The organism is Chryseomicrobium sp. FSL W7-1435, from assembly GCF_038595005.1.
Classification (GTDB): Bacteria; Bacillota; Bacilli; order Bacillales_A; family Planococcaceae; genus Chryseomicrobium.
In genome coordinates, this window is record NZ_CP151997.1 from 1,328,965 (window position 1) to 1,344,608 (window position 15,644).

Genomic DNA, 15,644 nt, shown 5'->3' on the forward strand with positions numbered 1-15,644 from the left:
TTACAATCAATAACAGGACTGTGAGAAGGATTAGTAGGAAAAGCGCTTTTCTTTAGAGAGCTGGTGGTCGGTGCAAACCAGTGAAAAGGTATTCTGAACTCACCTTTGAGTCAAACAGGCGAACTTTAGTAGTCTGTTTCGTATTCCGCGTTAAGGAATCAAGTTGAGCAGTTTACTGCTAATTTGGGTGGTACCGCGTGAGACAACTATTCTCTCGTCCCTTGTTTAAGGGACGAGTTTTTTTTATTGTCCAAAATGCGCCACCAACAAGGAGGAAAACAGATGAGTTTTCAACATCAGCAAATCGAAAAAAAGTGGCAACAGTATTGGGATGAGCATAAAACATTCCGCACAGAGAACGACAATTCCAAACAAAAATTCTACGCACTTGATATGTTCCCTTACCCATCAGGTGCTGGACTTCACGTAGGTCACCCAGAAGGCTATACTGCAACGGATATTTTAAGCCGAATGAAGCGCATGCAAGGCTACAATGTTCTTCACCCTATGGGTTGGGATGCTTTTGGTCTTCCGGCAGAACAGTACGCTCTTGACACAGGAAATGATCCAGCCGAATTCACAGCTCATAATGTCGAAACATTCAAGCGTCAGATGAAAGATCTAGGATTCTCGTATGATTGGGACCGTGAAGTGAATACGACGGACCCTACCTACTATAAATGGACACAGTGGATCTTTATCCAGCTTTACAATAAAGGCCTTGCTTATGTCGATGAAGTCGCTGTTAACTGGTGTCCAGCTCTAGGAACGGTTCTGGCTAACGAAGAAATCGTAGATGGTGTTTCAGAGCGTGGAGGTCATCCGGTTGAGCGACGTCCAATGCGTCAATGGGTACTACGTATCACGGAATATGCAGAGCGCTTACTTGATGATTTAGAAGAACTTGATTGGCCAGAAAGCATCAAAGATATGCAGCGTAACTGGATTGGGAAATCTGAAGGGGCTGAAATCACGTTTGCGATTGATGGTACAGAGAAGAGCTTCCGTGCATTCACGACACGACCAGATACGCTATTTGGTGCAACTTATGCAGTGTTAGCTCCTGAGCATGCCCTTGTGTCTGAAATCACAGCAACAGAGCATAAAGAAGCTGTAGAGGCGTATTTAGACAAAGTGAAGCTAAAGAGTGATTTAGAACGTACAGATCTTGCAAAAGAAAAGACGGGCGTTTTTACAGGGGCTTATGCAGTCAATCCTGTGTCCGGTGAAAAAATGCCAATCTGGATTGCTGATTATGTATTGGCTACTTATGGTACAGGGGCAATAATGGCGGTACCTGCGCATGATGAGCGGGATTACGAATTCGCTACTGAATTCAACCTCCCGATTAAAGAAGTCGTTGCGGGCGGAGATGTTACAAAAGAAGCGTACGTAGGTGACGGCGAGCACGTCAATTCGGATTTCTTAGACGGTTTAGGAAAAGAAGAAGCTATTGCAAAAATGGTTGATTGGTTAGCTGACAAAGGTGTCGGCGAGAAGAAAATCACTTATCGCCTACGTGACTGGTTGTTCAGCCGTCAACGCTATTGGGGCGAGCCGATTCCAATCATCCGTTGGGAAGATGGCACAATGACAACAGTTCCGGAGAGCGACCTTCCGCTTGAACTTCCAAAGACGAAGGACATCAAACCAAGTGGTACAGGGGAGTCACCTCTAGCGAACATCGAAGAGTGGGTCAATGTTGTGCATCCTGAGACTGGCTTGAAAGGCCGTCGTGAAACAAACACAATGCCACAATGGGCAGGTAGCTGTTGGTATTACATCCGCTATATTGATCCAGATAATCACGATGCCATTGCTGACCCTGAATTATTGAAGCGTTGGTTACCAGTAGATATTTATATTGGTGGCGTAGAACATGCAGTGCTTCACTTATTGTACGCTCGTTTCTGGCACAAAGTGTTGTTTGATATCGGTGTCGTTCACACGAAAGAGCCATTCCAAAAATTGTTTAACCAAGGAATGATTTTAGGCGAAGGCAATGAAAAAATGTCGAAGTCGAAAGGCAACGTTGTTAACCCAGACGATATCGTGTTGTCTCATGGAGCAGACACGCTTCGTATGTACGAGATGTTTATGGGGCCTCTAGAAGCAGCAGTGACGTGGTCTACAAACGGACTAGATGGTTCACGCCGCTTCTTAGATCGTATTTGGCGTTTAATGGTGACAGACGAAGGGAAGATTGCAGCGAAAATTCAAGAGTCATCAGATACAACACTTGAAAAGGTCTACCACCAAACTGTGAAAAAAGTGACTGAGGACTACGAAGGAATTCGCTTCAATACAGCTATTTCACAATTAATGGTGTTCATTAATGAATGTTACAAAGCAGACGTTGTTCCTGTTCATTATGCAGAAGGTTTTATCAAGATGTTATCTCCAATCGCACCTCACGTGGCGGAAGAGCTATGGCAGCAGTTAGGTCATTCAGAATCTATCACGTATGCAGAGTGGCCATCATACGACGAGAGCAAGCTTGTGGACAATGAAATTGAAATTCCTGTTCAAGTTAACGGCAAGCTTCGAGCGAAGGTAGTTGTCTCAAAAGATTCTTCTCGTGAAGAGATGGAGCAACTTGCTTTGTCTAATGAAGTGGTGAAGGAATGGACAGAAGGTAAAGAAATTCGCAAAGTCATCGCGATTCCTGGAAAAATGGTCAACATCGTCGTTGGCTGATTTTTCTTTCTAGGTACCTGTTTCTAGGTACCTGTGCACCGCACAATTAACAACAATTTGCATAAAAAAGGAGCAACCTTGATATACCGAGGTTGCTCCTTTATATTTATGGAATTGTAGTGAATAAACTGAGTAGTTTGGTGCACAGGTACCTAAAAGGGAATAACTTACAAAATTTCTGGAGCAGCGTTCTCCGCATCTAATTTCGCCGCACTCATTCCCGCCACACGCCCGGTAACTAGAGCAGCCGTAATATTATAGCCACCGGTATAGCCGTGAATGTCGAGGACTTCCCCGCAAAAATAGAGACCGTGCTTTTTCTTAGAAGCCATTGTTTTGGGCTCGATTTCTTTAATGGACACACCTCCACCTGTTACATAGGCCTTTTCAAGCGGCTGTGTACCGTCGACTTGCATCGTAAAAGATTTTAACAGAGTGGCAAACGCTCGTACTTTTTCAGCCGACAGTTCTTCGCCTCGAAGATCCTCTTGAATGTCAGCACGTTTTAATAAGAACAACAACCAACGTTCAGGTGTAAGACCTTTTAATGAATTTTTTACTGCTTTTTTGGGTTCTTCTTTTAAAATGCTATACACGTGTTGGAAAGTCTCTTCGCCATTAGAGTGGGGGAGAGAGTCGATTCGAATTTCCACAGGCTTACCGCCATTTTTCTTACGTTCTTTCACAACAAATTGACTGCAGCGAAGCAATGCCGGTCCACTTACACCAAAATGAGTAAACAGCATGTCCATTTGATGCGTTACGAGGGTCTTTCCTTTTGCATTGTGAACGGATACCGCCACATCTCGCAGAGCCAGACCCTGCAGTTCTTTTGAGCGAATGAACGGCTCAGACGAAAGCACAGGGACTTCTGTAGGGAAGAGCTCCGTCACGGTGTGACCAGCTTTTTCCGCCCAAGGGTAACCATCACCTGTTGACCCCGTTTGAGGAACGGCTTTCCCACCAACTGCCACGATGACAGCATTCGATCTAATTTCTGTGCCATCCTCAAGTCGTACGCCAAGTATTTTTTCGTCATCCATTAAAAGCTTGGCAACTTTCGTTTGCAAGCGAACGTCTACATGCCAGCGCTTCATTTCATTGATTAGGGCATTGACGACATCCATGGCTTTATTCGAAACTGGGAACATTCTGCCGTGGTCTTCTTCTTTTAGAGGGACATTCAGTGCTTCAAAAAAGGAAATGATGTCCTCATTATTGAACACCGAGAAGGGGCTATACAAAAAGCGACCGTTGCCTGGAATGTGTTTGACGATTTCTTCTTGTGGTAAGCGATTGGTGACATTACATCGACCGCCTCCAGAAATCGCTAATTTTTTGCCAAGCTTTGAACCTTTTTCAATTAACATGACTTTTTTACCTTCAGCACCAGCGGCACAGGCTGCCATAAGGCCTGAAGGTCCACCACCGATTACAATTACATCTATCATTTCTAGTTCACAATCCTTTTTTCTTTTAGTATACAGCATTGAGGTTTTGTGTGAGGAGATGTAAACTGAAAGCTAGACATTTTGTAGATGGGAAGATGATGATGGCTGGAAATTTGCTGAAAGGCACAATGATTTTAACACTGGGACTCGTACTTTCGAGAATACTTGGTGTCTTATATGTTATACCGTTCTATCAACTAATTGGTGAAGAGTATGTCGTTCTTTATCAATATGCCTATGTTCCATACACGATTATGCTTGCGATTGCAGTCTCTGGAGTTCCCGTTGCAGTCAGTAAGTTCGTTTCAAAATATAATGCCATGGGAGACTATGCAACTGGTAGGAAACTTGTGAAATCCAGTGGCTTGATCATGGTAGTTACAGGTTTTGTTGGATTCTTAATTTTATTCTTTTTAGCAGAGCCTCTTGCTCACGTGGTACTGAAAGAAAATGCAGATCCTACAGTTCCAGTACCGTTCACTGTAGACGATGTTGCTACCGTCATTAAATATGTCAGTTTTGCTGTACTGATTGTTCCTGCCATGAGTTTAGTACGAGGGTTTTTCCAAGGGTATCAACATATGACGCCTACAGCAATTTCTCAATTAATTGAGCAAATTGTTCGTATCGCAGTATTACTTGTCGGTGCATTTGTTGTGGTGAAACTGATAGGGGGTACCGAGAAAACGGCTGTATCCTTCGCTGTTTTTGCCGCCTTTATTGGAGCAATTGCCAGTATGGGTGTCCTTGCTTGGTATTGGAAGAAGTTAAAACCAGAATTTGATGCCGAAATGCATCAAACAGGAACTATCACTTCAGAGCACTCCTTAAAATCGATTTACAAAGAGATGCTCATTTACACGGTGCCTTTTGCGCTAGTGGGAGTCATTAACCCACTCTTTCAATTTATTGATATGATTACATTTAATAATGCAATGGCCACCATAGGGTACAACCAAAGTGAGTCACAAACATTATTAGGGATGCTTAACTTCTCGGCTCACAAGCTTGTAATGATTCCGGTCATGCTAGCGATGGGTTTTTCCATGACATTGATTCCACTTATTACAACTTACTATGCAAAGCAAGACGTCACAGGATTGACAAGGTCACTTAACCAGACATTCCAAGTGCTGCTATTCTTAACGTTACCTGCAGCTCTTGGTATCTCGGTTCTTGCATATGAATTTTATACGGTGTTTTATGAGGCCAGTGATACAGGTGCCGGCGTCCTAGCAGCTTATGCGCCAGTTGCCATTCTGTTTGCCTTGTACCCAGTCACTACAGCCATTCTTCAGGGGATTGATCAACAAAAGTTAATCATTTTAAATCTAATGGTCGGGATCTTGGTCAAAATGGTATTGAATGTGCCATTTATCCGCTTGTTTGAAACAAATGGTGCTATTTTGGCAACTTCTGTCGGCTATATAACGGCTATTGTGTTGAACTTCCTAGTTATTCGGTACTTCCTTGCCTATGAGACGAAGATGCTGTTTAGACGCATACTGCTGATTACAGGCCTAACTTTAGTAATGTTAGTATTGGCATTCTTCACTAAAGAGGCATTAGAGCTCGTATTAAATCCGGATTCTAAATTACAAGCACTAGTCATTATTGCTCTATCGGCTGGAGTCGGTGCGATATTCTACGGATTTGTCTCGTTAAAATTAGGTCTAGCGCAAAAGTTATTTGGAGCACGTTTAACGCGTATTACACGAAAGTTGGGGATTTCTTCATGAGGATTGATAAGTTTTTAGCCAATATGGGTCTTGGGACGCGTAAAGAGGTTAAACAATTGATTAAAGCAAAAGCCGTAACAGTGGATGGTACCTTTGTTAAAGATAGTGGGTATTCTATTAATCCAGAAACTGCAGATGTACGCGTATACGACGAAAAAATAGTCTATAAACCGACTATCTATTTGATGTTGAACAAACCACCTGGCGTCATTTCTGCAACCGAAGACCATAAAGATCAGACAGTAATGGATTTGTTGGCAGATGACGTTCGACACTATGATTTACATCCGGTCGGTCGTCTCGACAAGGACACGGTAGGGTTATTATTGCTAACAAATGACGGGGACTTGACGCACCAATTGCTGTCACCGAAGAAAAAAGTACCCAAAAAATATTTTGCACACATTGATGGAGTCGTTACGGATGAAGATGTAAAAGCATTTTCAGAAGGAGTCGAAATCGGGGAGGGCTACATTACCAAACCGGGTGAACTGATTATTCTTGAAAGTGCGCCAATGTCCAAAATTGAACTCATCATAACAGAAGGCAAGTTTCACCAAGTAAAGCGCATGTTTGAAGCTGTGGACAAGAAAGTCGTATTTTTGAAAAGGCTACAGATGGGAACGTTGCTTCTAGATGAAACGCTAGCTGAAGGTGACTACCGAGAATTAACGGTCGAAGAACTTGAAAACTTGCGTGCTAAATAAAAAGAGAGGCCCTCAGTAAGTAGGAGGCCTCTCTTTTGTCTAAGTTGTGGGCTGTCTAAGATGAGATTTTAACGCGTTTGTTCGTCGTTGTCCATTTCCCTCTAACAGGGCTGATGACCAGGTCATTAAATGCTAGCACGTTCAAATCTCGTTGAATCGTGCGAGGAGTGATGCCAAATTCATCGACTAAATCTTGTGTTGTTACCGTACCGTTCTCACGGATGAACATATACATATCTTTAATTCGATTAAGCATCCGATCAGTAGTTGGTTTCATTCGTAACCACTCCTTCTTATCGTATCCCTTGACTCGACTAGCGGACGATTGGTAAAACGGTTAACTAGTTTACAGTAGACATCCCCTTTATTTTCTATTCTAAAACTATCTGACAATTTCATTATAATAGCTTTTGCAACAATTTTCTAGAAAATTTGCTGATTTTACAAAACCTTAACGTCATTTCGGTGTAAAATAGAAACATTATTCTATAGAAGGAGGCGCCTCATGAATTGGTTTCAACTTGCAGTAGAACGGAAAGAAGAACTCTTCAGTGAATTGCAGCAACTAATTGCCATTGAAAGTGTACTGGATGAAACCGCTGCTTCAGAACTTTATCCATTTGGTCCAAAGCCCGCAGAAGCGCTTCAATTTTTATTAGCACTCGGAGAAAAAGAAGGGATGACAGCCAAAAATGTTGACCAAGTAGCTGGTCATATCGAAATGGGCCAGGGAGACGAGCTCATTGGGATCTTAGGTCACGTCGATGTTGTCCCAGCTGGCGATGGCTGGTCCGTCCCTCCGTTTGAAGGAAGAATTGTAGGAGACAAAATGATTGGCCGCGGTACAATTGATGACAAGGGGCCGACGATGGCTGCTTGGATGGCTATGAAACTAGTCAAAGATGCAGGTATTCCTCTTGAACGACGTGTTCGTTTAATCATCGGTACGGATGAAGAAAGTGGTTTTCGTTGTGTGGAGCGCTACTTTGAAACTGAAGAGATGCCCACACTTGGGTTTGCGCCGGATGCAGACTTCCCAATTATCAATGCGGAAAAAGGCATTGCCAGTATCGAATTCAATCAACAAGCTTGGAACAAACCAAGTAAATTGATTTTCTTCCAGTCAGGCCAGCGCACAAATATGGTACCCGATGAAGCAAATGCATTGATTGATTTCCCTTTACGAGAAATTAAAGATTCTTTTGAACAGTTTTTAGCCAGTCACCAGTTAAAAGGAACTGCTCAAGAGGTCAATGGGAAAACATCGCTTTTACTTTACGGAAAATCGGCGCATGCCATGGAGCCAGACAATGGTGTCAATGCAGCTATCAAACTGGCAGAATTTTTGACAAAAATCCAGTTAGAAGGCCAAGGACAGGCGTTTGTGGAAACCGTCGTTCACGCTTTTGCGAGTGATTCTAGAGGGAAAACATTTGCTGGCCAGTTCTCGGATGCTATGTCCGGTGACACGACTTATAACGCAGGGATCTTACAGTTCGCTTTAGAAGAAGGTTTCTCGATTGAAGTGAGTATGCGGTATTCGGTGACCGGATCATTTGATACATTGATTGAAAGCATTTCAGGGTATTTCAAGTGTAAAGAAATCACAGTGGATATTGTCTCCAACTCAAAACCTCATTATGTGGAGGAAACGGATGAATTGATCAAAACACTAGCCTCCGTATATGAACGCCAAACAGGCGAAAAGGCTGAATTGCTAGCCATTGGTGGCGGTACGTATGCGAGAGTATTAACGAATGGCGTTGCTTTCGGTATGTTGTTCCCTGGTGAGGCAGATGTGGCACACCAAGCAGATGAGTTTGTTAACATAGAAAATCTATTAAGAGCAACAGCAATTTATGCAGACGCAATTGCTGAACTTGCGGGAAAGAAGGAATAGAAGATGGAAAAAGTACTTTGGAATGATCAATTGGTTGGACGAGATGATGTACATATTAGCATCGAGGACCGCGGCTACCAATTCGGTGATGGGATCTATGAAGTAGTAAAAGTTTACAACGGAGATGTTTTTACTGCAACAGAACACATCGACCGTCTCTATGCGAGCGCAGACAAGATTGGTATGGCAATTCCTTACACAAAAGATGTGTTGCATCATTTGATTCATCAATTGATTGAGGTAAATGAATTAGGCACTGGCATTGTCTACCTGCAAGTGACACGCGGCTACTCGCCTCGTAATCATGCATTTCCGACGCCTGCTGTAGAAGCAGTCATCACAGGTTATACACGTGAATCTGCACGCCCTATGCAAGAATTACAAACTGGAGTACCCGTTTGTCTTGTTGAGGATGTACGTTGGTTGCGTTGTGATATCAAATCGCTGAACTTACTGGGCAATGTAATGGCGAAGCAATACGCAGTTGAAAGAGGTGGCTTCGAAGCTGTTCAACACCGCGGAGAAGTGATTACGGAAGGTTCATCTTCCAATGCATATGGCATAAAAAATGGAACTCTCTATACACACCCTGTTAACAATTTGATTTTAAATGGAATCACAAGACAAGTGATTTTGGATTGCTGTGAAGAAATTGGACTGCCTGTAGTGGAGGAAGCATTTACGAAGCAACAAGCATTCGACATGGATGAATTCTTTATTTCTTCGACAGGGATTGAAGTGATGCCTGTTACACGCATCGATGAAACACCAATTGGGGATGGCACACCTGGGAAATGGACTCGTAAGCTGCAACAAGCTTTCGAAGCAAAATTGCCACAGCAATTGCATGTCTAAATTTCACTATTTTATTGGGATTGAAGTTCCTGAAGAACTACGAGAGCAGTTCCAATCCGTCCAACAGGCATTGGAACTTTCCAATTATTATCGACGAGTAACCCATGCACAAGATCTTCACTGTACACTATCTTTCATTGGTGATCTTGAGGAAGAGGAGTTGCAGGGTCTCACTGAACAACTCCAACTGATTAAATCTCCGTCATTCCAATTGACGACGGACAGTATTGCAGGTTTTGGTGAAGGAAAAGCTCCACGAGTCGTGTATGCACGCGTAGCACCTGCTCAACAACTTATTCACCTTGAAGAACAGGTGTGGTCGGTAACTGCTGATTTTCAGGCAGATCGTAAAACGCCATTTATCCCGCACATTACTCTAGCGAAACGAGCAAAGCCATTAGAACCCATTAAATTCACGGGGAAGTTGGCAGTAAGTTGGAAAATAGAGGCTTTTCACCTGTACCGTGTGCATAAAGGAAAATCACCCAGTTATGAAAAATTAACAACCTTTTCTCTTAGCCAGGACGGTACACAATGAAACGAATTGTATTCATCGTCAATCCAGCAGCGGGTAATGGCAGAGCGCAATCCAAATGGCAAACCATTCGACCGCAACTCACTTTACAGCACGAAGTGTATGTTACAGAGTTTCCTCGTCATGGCGTTGCGCTTGCGCGAGAAATTTGTGCTGTAAAGAAAGAGACCTTGTTAATCGTCATTGGTGGAGACGGGACGGTCCATGAAGTAATTGAAGGGTGTGCAGGAGCCGCACATGTCTCGATCACTTTGCTTTCAGCTGGAAGTGGCAACGACTTTGCGCGAACCTTCACAGCTGTGCAATCTGCTAAAGAAATCGAGCAACTAGCAAGTGATTCCACAAAAAAACAGCTAATGAGAATGGGGAACATTGCTACAAAAATCCAACAAGCTATTTTTGTGAACAATACAGGTTTTGGCTTTGATGCAAAAGTAGTCTTTGAGACAAATCGATCCCTTTGGAAAAGAAGATTAAATCGCTTTGGCCTTGGAAAACTGGCTTACTACGGTGTGGTCGTAAAAGAAATGCTAAGCTATAGACCTTCTGCAATGGAACTAGTAGTCGAACATCAAACGTATCGATTTCAGAATGTCTGGTTTGTAGTTGTCTGCAATCAACCGTATTTTGGCGGTGGAATGAAAATCTCCCCAAAGTCGAATCCAGAAGATGACACGCTTGAAGTGACCGTGGTCGCCAATATTTCAAGGTGGAAATTATTACTTTTATTTGGTACGGTCTTTATAGGCTGGCATACTAAAATTAAAGCAGTGCATAGTTTTTCAGGCACCTTGTTTCAATTTTCCTTTGCTGAAACAACCATCGGTCATGCAGATGGTGAATATTGTGGAGAGTTAAAGCCTGGCGAACGGGCGGAAGTAAAGCTACTGCCACAAACTTGGGCAATGCCCGTGAAATAGAAAGGTGAAAAAAATGCGTTTACGTCATAAACCATGGGCTGAAGAGTTTATTCAAGCCCATCCAGAAGTTGTTATAGCTGATCCAACATCTCGTAAAGGAAAGTGGCATGAAGAATTTAGTAACAACAATTCAGTTCATGTAGAAGTTGGGACAGGAAAAGGCCAGTTTGTCATCGGTATGGCCCAACAAAATCCGCACATCAACTATATCGGAATCGAACTTTATGATTCGGTAATCGTTGTAGCATTAGAAAAAGTATTAGAGCAAGAGTCACTGCCAAACCTGCGTTTACTTAATGTAAATGGCAAGGACCTAACGGAATACTTTGCTAAGGGCGATATCAGCCAAGTGTACTTGAACTTCTCTGATCCTTGGCCAAAGAAACGCCATGCAAAACGTCGCTTGACGCATGCTAATTTTTTGACACTCTATAAAGAGTTAATGCCAGACGGCGGCGAAGTTCATTTTAAAACGGATAATCGGGGATTATTTGAATTTTCACTTGTGAGTATGACGGATTTTGGCATGCAGCTCGTTGATCTTTCACTTGACCTACATGTCGAAGAGCCTGAAACGAACGTACGAACAGAGTACGAAGAAAAATTTGCTGCGAAGGGGCAGCCGATTTATCGCGTCGAAGCGAAATTTAACTAGGGGTGATGAAATGGACACGTATCAATTTGGGGAATTTAAATTTACTTGGTTAAAAGGCGGAACGACTAACATGGATGGGGGAGCCATGTTCGGTGTGGTTCCCAAACCACTATGGTCAAAACGCTATCCTGTGAACGAACAAAATCAAATCGAATTGCCTTGCGACCCATTATTGATTCAAACGAAGGATCATACGATTTTATTGGAGTCGGGATTAAATGCAGGGAAGTTTGACGAAAAGAAGAAGCGCAATTACGGGATTACAGATGAATCTCTAGTTAAAGAACAACTCCGAGAACTGGGATTAACTCCAGCTGACATCACAATTGTTATCATGACCCACATGCACTTCGACCACGCGTCAGGCTTAACAAACCTTGAAGAGGACGGAAGCTATAGTTCGACGTTTCCGAATGCCACTATCTATGTATCTGATGTGGAATGGAATGAGATGCGTTCACCAAACGTTCGTTCACGCAATACATACTGGAAAGAAAATTGGGAATCCATCCAGCAGCAAGTGCAAACATTCTCAGAGTCACACGAAGTCATTCCTGGTATAACAATGATTCATACAGGTGGACATAGCGATGGTCACAGTATTATCAAAATGGAGCAGGGCGAAGAAACGATTATCCATTTCGCAGACTTAATGCCAACACATGCCCACCAAAGTCCTTTATGGGTTCTGGCCTATGATGATTATCCGATGACTTCAGTGTTTACGAAAGAGAAGCTTGTGAAAGAAGTTCTTGAAAATGGCTACTGGGTCAGTTTCTATCATGACTCGTTTTATCGTTTACTGAAATGGTCGCCAGATGGGAAAGAAATCGTAGATTCTGTAAAACGAACAGTCTAAACTAGTTAGAAGCAGTAGTGAATCAGTAGTTTCTCTTGAGGAAGTTCAAGAGAGGCTGCTGGTTTTTTTGTGGGTGGGGGATGGATTAGTTTCCATAAAACGACTTCGTCTCATTAAAATTGGATTATGTCGAATAAACGGTGCTTTATGTCCAAGAAACCATCCGTTATGTCCAAGAAATCACGATTTCATCCGATGAACGCCCGCTCAACCACCTCCAATAACAAAAAAAACGAACCGCTAATTCAGCGATTCGCCTCTCCTTATAATCCATATTAAGAGATGTGTTTAATTTCTAGCACAGAGCCTGTGCGTGCATCTGCCGCAAACTCATAGTTTTCCGTCACGCCATTTTTCATACGGGTGATGCCGCCTTTGTAAACAGTCGTTTCAATGAACCCGATATGAAAAGGTTCCGTCTTCATGTACACCCACGAACCGTCAATCGGCCCTTCTTGTTTAAATGCGTCTTTCACTTGCTCTAATACTTGATCTGCTGTCACGCTTGGAATGTAGCGAGTTGCTGCTTGGGAAGCCACAACGCCAATAACGACTCCAGTTCCCAGCCCCATCATATAATCACGTAATCTCATCGATGTTCCTCCTTTAACTAAAGTACCTACTTATCAGTATAAACGTTTTTTAAAAGAATACGAAACAATAGCCGGCTAGCAATTCATTTCGACGTACGAAAGAAAAGATGGAATTCCGCCTCTAGTTGCACTACAATAAAAGATAGAATGTGAATTCAAGGGGGAACTAATTCATGAATCAAGAAACACTTACATTATTTAAAACGTTGACTGAATTACCGGGAACACCAGGTAATGAACACCAAGTTAGAAAATTTGTTAGATCTGAACTCGAAAAATATTCAGATTCAATTATTCAAGACAACCTAGGGGGCATTTTTGGGGTTAAAAATGGTCCGGAAAATAGTCCGAAGATTTTAGTGGCTGGTCATATGGATGAAGTTGGATTTATGGTTTCAAGCATCACTGAAAATGGAATGATTCGATTTCAACCATTAGGCGGCTGGTGGAACCAAGTCATGCTTGCCCAGCGTGTGGATATTGTGACGCGTGAAAAAACCATTCCGGGAGTGATTGGTTCAATCCCCCCACATTTATTGAGTGATGAAGTTCGCAATCGTCCAATGGATATTAAAAATATGTTAATCGATGTTGGAGCTGACGATAAAGAGGATGTTCGCGCAATGGGTATCCGTCCTGGTGACCAGATCGTGCCTGTTTGTCCTTTCACTCCGATGGCAAATCCTAAGAAAATTATGGCTAAGGCGTGGGATAATCGCTACGGAGTCGGTCTGGCGATTGAACTTTTAAAAGAACTAAAAGACGAATCATTACCAAACCAATTATTCTCAGGTGCCAATGTCATGGAAGAGGTTGGCTTACGAGGCGCACAAGCTTCAGCTACTATGGTTCAGCCTGACCTGTTCTTTGCACTAGATGCTAGCCCTGCAAATGATGCTTCGGGTGACAAGAATGAATTTGGTCAATTAGGAAAAGGTACATTGTTGCGTATTTTGGATCGTTCAATGGTTACCCATCGCGGAATGAGAGAGTTTATTCTGGATACAGCCGAAACTCACAAGATTCCTTATCAGTACTTTATTTCACAAGGTGGCACAGATGCCGGACGTGTTCATACGGCAAATGAAGGTGTGCCTAGTGCAGTAATCGGAATTTGCTCACGCTACATCCATACAGCTGCTTCGATTATTCACACGGATGATTACGCCGCAGCTAAAGAGCTTCTCGTTAAGCTTGTAAAATCGGCAGATGCATCTACATTAAAAACAATTAAAGAGAATGTCTAAAGTGTCCTTCGGGGCACTTTCTTTTATAGGGAGGCTATACAAGTGAAATGTACAATAGGAACAATGAACCCAGCTAAAGTGAATGCTGTAAAACAGGCAAGTATGCGTGCAGGTGTTGAATTCGAACTAAAAACCTTTGATGCAAAGTCAGGAGTCGCTGCCCAGCCGATTTCCGATGAAGAGACACGTTTAGGGGCTATAAATAGAGCTTCACATGCTTTACAAGAAACCGCTTCTGATTTAGCCATAGGATTAGAAGGTGGCGTTAAATGGATAGGGGACACTCTCTATCTCTGCAACTGGGGTGCCCTAATTACAAAAGACGGTCACAAGTATACAGCGATGGGAGCAGGTTTACCGCTGCCTAGTGAGATTGCTACTGGTATTAAAGAGGGGCGAGAACTTGGCCCTTTAATGGACAGCTACACAAACAAAGAAAATATTCGTCATAATGAAGGTGCCATTGGTGTGTTTACGAGTGGATTGATTACAAGAAGTGCTATGTTCGAACACATCGTTTTGCAGTTGCTAGGACAATGGCAGCGTGAAAATTCAGTTGATTGATTGTTTTGTTCGAGAAGGGTACAATAGAGGGCAGGGAAAAAGAAGGGAGGCCATCAGATGACAAAACGTAAATGGCGATTTTTACTTATCCCGCTTGCTCTAGTGCTGATTTTAACCGCTTGTGCGACTCCTGAAGAACAGGCAGTTGAAGGTGTTCATAAGGCAGCTAAACTTCTTGAAGAAACTCCTGAGCAACCGAATGAAAAAATCGGTGACTATTCTGTGTTTTTACCAGGTGGTTTTACAGTAGAAGCAGGAAGCAATGCACCGAATATTTTATTACAAAACAATAACGATACCTACGTATTATTCATAAATGAAAATGAACCGGCAACTAGCCGACTTTATTACGACTTATTAGAATCAGATCCCTCCAAGGAAATTGTCGAACAAGCAACGAACGAGTTGAGTGATCAATTTGGTTTCGCGGCTGTAGTCAAGCATTCCGAAGAACAGTTTGAACTGATTGTTAGTCGTGGTGGAATCAAACTATCAACTGTAACCAATGATTCTTCACTTGATAAGAAATTAACAGATATGATGCAAGTTGTTCATTCATTTAAAAAAGAGGAGGATTCACAATGATCGAATTACAATCTAAAGAACAGTTTGATGAACTAAAGCAGGGCAATACAGTATTTTTATTCACAGCCGACTGGTGTCCAGACTGTACATTTATACACCCATTTATGCCAGAAGTAGAACAAAAATTTAGTCAGTTTACATTCGTTTCTGTAGACCGTGATAAATTTATTGAAATCTGTCAAGAGATGGATGTTTTTGGAATTCCGAGCTTCATCGTCTTCGAACATGGACTGGAAACAAAGCGCTATGTTAACAAAGACCGTAAAACGCAACAACAAATTGAAGAGTTTTTAGACGGTTCACTCGCGTGAACCGTTTCATTTTGATGATAAGAAAG

16 protein-coding genes and 1 other annotated feature are annotated in these 15,644 nt (G+C 42.5%); of the genes, 13 read left to right on the forward strand and 3 right to left on the reverse strand.

The annotated features are described in order from the left end of the window. The first annotated feature begins 11 nt into the window (after positions 1 to 11). Positions 12 to 225: a binding site (T-box leader), on the forward strand. Between the two features lie 57 nt (positions 226 to 282). After that, positions 283 to 2,697 (forward strand): leucine--tRNA ligase, encoded by a 2,415-nt coding sequence (gene leuS, locus MKY84_RS06790; protein WP_342528803.1) that lies wholly within the window; start codon positions 283 to 285, stop codon positions 2,695 to 2,697. Between the two features lie 167 nt (positions 2,698 to 2,864). Here leuS and MKY84_RS06795 read toward each other — a convergent pair whose 3' ends face one another. After that, the gene (locus MKY84_RS06795) at positions 2,865 to 4,148 is read right to left on the reverse strand and encodes an NAD(P)/FAD-dependent oxidoreductase (protein WP_342528804.1); all 1,284 of its coding nucleotides are present in this window, start codon (positions 4,146 to 4,148) and stop codon (positions 2,865 to 2,867) included. 101 nt (positions 4,149 to 4,249) lie between these two features. Here MKY84_RS06795 and MKY84_RS06800 point away from each other — a divergent pair, with 101 nt between their 5' ends. Both MKY84_RS06800 and MKY84_RS06805 read left to right on the forward strand, forming a co-directional pair. Beyond that, on the forward strand, positions 4,250 to 5,887 hold the full coding sequence (locus MKY84_RS06800) for a polysaccharide biosynthesis protein (RefSeq protein WP_342528805.1): 1,638 nt from the start codon (positions 4,250 to 4,252) through the stop codon (positions 5,885 to 5,887). Then, on the forward strand, positions 5,884 to 6,594 hold the full coding sequence (locus tag MKY84_RS06805; protein WP_342528806.1) for a pseudouridine synthase: 711 nt from the start codon (positions 5,884 to 5,886) through the stop codon (positions 6,592 to 6,594). The genes MKY84_RS06800 and MKY84_RS06805 overlap by 4 nt, the downstream gene beginning before the upstream one ends. A 55-nt stretch (positions 6,595 to 6,649) precedes the next feature. Here MKY84_RS06805 and MKY84_RS06810 read toward each other — a convergent pair whose 3' ends face one another. Continuing rightward, positions 6,650 to 6,871 (reverse strand): DeoR family transcriptional regulator, encoded by a 222-nt coding sequence (locus MKY84_RS06810; protein ID WP_342528807.1) that lies wholly within the window; start codon positions 6,869 to 6,871, stop codon positions 6,650 to 6,652. A gap of 228 nt (positions 6,872 to 7,099) precedes the next feature. Here MKY84_RS06810 and pepV point away from each other — a divergent pair, with 228 nt between their 5' ends. The 6 genes from pepV to MKY84_RS06840 are packed head-to-tail and all read left to right on the forward strand — an operon-like array spanning position 7,100 to position 12,318. Beyond that, positions 7,100 to 8,494, forward strand: a complete 1,395-nt coding sequence (gene pepV / locus MKY84_RS06815) for a dipeptidase PepV (RefSeq protein WP_342528808.1) — start codon at positions 7,100 to 7,102, stop codon at positions 8,492 to 8,494. A gap of 3 nt (positions 8,495 to 8,497) precedes the next feature. Then, positions 8,498 to 9,349, forward strand: a complete 852-nt coding sequence (dat, locus tag MKY84_RS06820) for a D-amino-acid transaminase (protein WP_342528809.1) — start codon at positions 8,498 to 8,500, stop codon at positions 9,347 to 9,349. Next, the gene (thpR, locus tag MKY84_RS06825) at positions 9,342 to 9,887 is read left to right on the forward strand and encodes an RNA 2',3'-cyclic phosphodiesterase (protein WP_342528810.1); all 546 of its coding nucleotides are present in this window, start codon (positions 9,342 to 9,344) and stop codon (positions 9,885 to 9,887) included. Before dat ends, thpR begins: the two co-directional genes overlap by 8 nt. After that, entirely contained in the window at positions 9,884 to 10,804 is a 921-nt protein-coding gene (locus MKY84_RS06830) for a diacylglycerol kinase family protein (protein WP_342528811.1), read from the forward strand. Before thpR ends, MKY84_RS06830 begins: the two co-directional genes overlap by 4 nt. Before the next feature lie 13 nt (positions 10,805 to 10,817). Next, entirely contained in the window at positions 10,818 to 11,459 is a 642-nt protein-coding gene (gene trmB, locus MKY84_RS06835; protein WP_342528812.1) for a tRNA (guanosine(46)-N7)-methyltransferase TrmB, read from the forward strand. Between the two features lie 10 nt (positions 11,460 to 11,469). After that, positions 11,470 to 12,318 carry an MBL fold metallo-hydrolase gene (locus MKY84_RS06840; RefSeq protein ID WP_342528813.1) on the forward strand — a complete coding sequence of 283 codons (849 nt, stop codon included), beginning with the start codon at positions 11,470 to 11,472 and terminating at the stop codon, positions 12,316 to 12,318. A gap of 275 nt (positions 12,319 to 12,593) precedes the next feature. Here MKY84_RS06840 and MKY84_RS06845 read toward each other — a convergent pair whose 3' ends face one another. Next, positions 12,594 to 12,911 carry a PepSY domain-containing protein gene (locus MKY84_RS06845; protein WP_342528814.1) on the reverse strand — a complete coding sequence of 106 codons (318 nt, stop codon included), beginning with the start codon at positions 12,909 to 12,911 and terminating at the stop codon, positions 12,594 to 12,596. Between the two features lie 173 nt (positions 12,912 to 13,084). Between MKY84_RS06845 and MKY84_RS06850 the strand changes: the two genes are divergently transcribed. From MKY84_RS06850 to MKY84_RS06865, 4 genes are read left to right on the forward strand one after another with little or no spacing between them, the layout of a single operon-like run. Then, the gene (locus MKY84_RS06850) at positions 13,085 to 14,158 is read left to right on the forward strand and encodes a M42 family metallopeptidase (RefSeq protein WP_342528815.1); all 1,074 of its coding nucleotides are present in this window, start codon (positions 13,085 to 13,087) and stop codon (positions 14,156 to 14,158) included. Positions 14,159 to 14,200: 42 nt separating this feature from the next. Beyond that, a complete protein-coding gene (locus MKY84_RS06855) occupies positions 14,201 to 14,722 on the forward strand; it encodes a DUF84 family protein (RefSeq protein WP_342528816.1) in 522 nt (173 codons plus the stop codon). A 57-nt stretch (positions 14,723 to 14,779) separates the two neighbouring features. Then, positions 14,780 to 15,307, forward strand: coding sequence for a hypothetical protein (locus MKY84_RS06860; RefSeq protein WP_342528817.1), 528 nt, complete (start codon positions 14,780 to 14,782; stop codon positions 15,305 to 15,307). Then, positions 15,304 to 15,618 carry a thioredoxin family protein gene (locus tag MKY84_RS06865; protein ID WP_342528818.1) on the forward strand — a complete coding sequence of 105 codons (315 nt, stop codon included), beginning with the start codon at positions 15,304 to 15,306 and terminating at the stop codon, positions 15,616 to 15,618. Before MKY84_RS06860 ends, MKY84_RS06865 begins: the two co-directional genes overlap by 4 nt. Positions 15,619 to 15,644: the final 26 nt, after the last annotated feature.

Coding starts and splice junctions, on each gene's coding strand:
- leuS (WP_342528803.1), top strand. CDS start 283: ATGAGTTTTCAACATCAGCAAATCGAAAAAAAGTGGCAACAGTATTGG.
- MKY84_RS06795 (WP_342528804.1), bottom strand. CDS start 4,148: ATGATAGATGTAATTGTAATCGGTGGTGGACCTTCAGGCCTTATGGCA.
- MKY84_RS06800 (WP_342528805.1), top strand. CDS start 4,250: ATGGCTGGAAATTTGCTGAAAGGCACAATGATTTTAACACTGGGACTC.
- MKY84_RS06805 (WP_342528806.1), top strand. CDS start 5,884: ATGAGGATTGATAAGTTTTTAGCCAATATGGGTCTTGGGACGCGTAAA.
- MKY84_RS06810 (WP_342528807.1), bottom strand. CDS start 6,871: ATGAAACCAACTACTGATCGGATGCTTAATCGAATTAAAGATATGTAT.
- pepV (WP_342528808.1), top strand. CDS start 7,100: ATGAATTGGTTTCAACTTGCAGTAGAACGGAAAGAAGAACTCTTCAGT.
- dat (WP_342528809.1), top strand. CDS start 8,498: ATGGAAAAAGTACTTTGGAATGATCAATTGGTTGGACGAGATGATGTA.
- thpR (WP_342528810.1), top strand. CDS start 9,342: ATGTCTAAATTTCACTATTTTATTGGGATTGAAGTTCCTGAAGAACTA.
- MKY84_RS06830 (WP_342528811.1), top strand. CDS start 9,884: ATGAAACGAATTGTATTCATCGTCAATCCAGCAGCGGGTAATGGCAGA.
- trmB (WP_342528812.1), top strand. CDS start 10,818: ATGCGTTTACGTCATAAACCATGGGCTGAAGAGTTTATTCAAGCCCAT.
- MKY84_RS06840 (WP_342528813.1), top strand. CDS start 11,470: ATGGACACGTATCAATTTGGGGAATTTAAATTTACTTGGTTAAAAGGC.
- MKY84_RS06845 (WP_342528814.1), bottom strand. CDS start 12,911: ATGAGATTACGTGATTATATGATGGGGCTGGGAACTGGAGTCGTTATT.
- MKY84_RS06850 (WP_342528815.1), top strand. CDS start 13,085: ATGAATCAAGAAACACTTACATTATTTAAAACGTTGACTGAATTACCG.
- MKY84_RS06860 (WP_342528817.1), top strand. CDS start 14,780: ATGACAAAACGTAAATGGCGATTTTTACTTATCCCGCTTGCTCTAGTG.
- MKY84_RS06865 (WP_342528818.1), top strand. CDS start 15,304: ATGATCGAATTACAATCTAAAGAACAGTTTGATGAACTAAAGCAGGGC.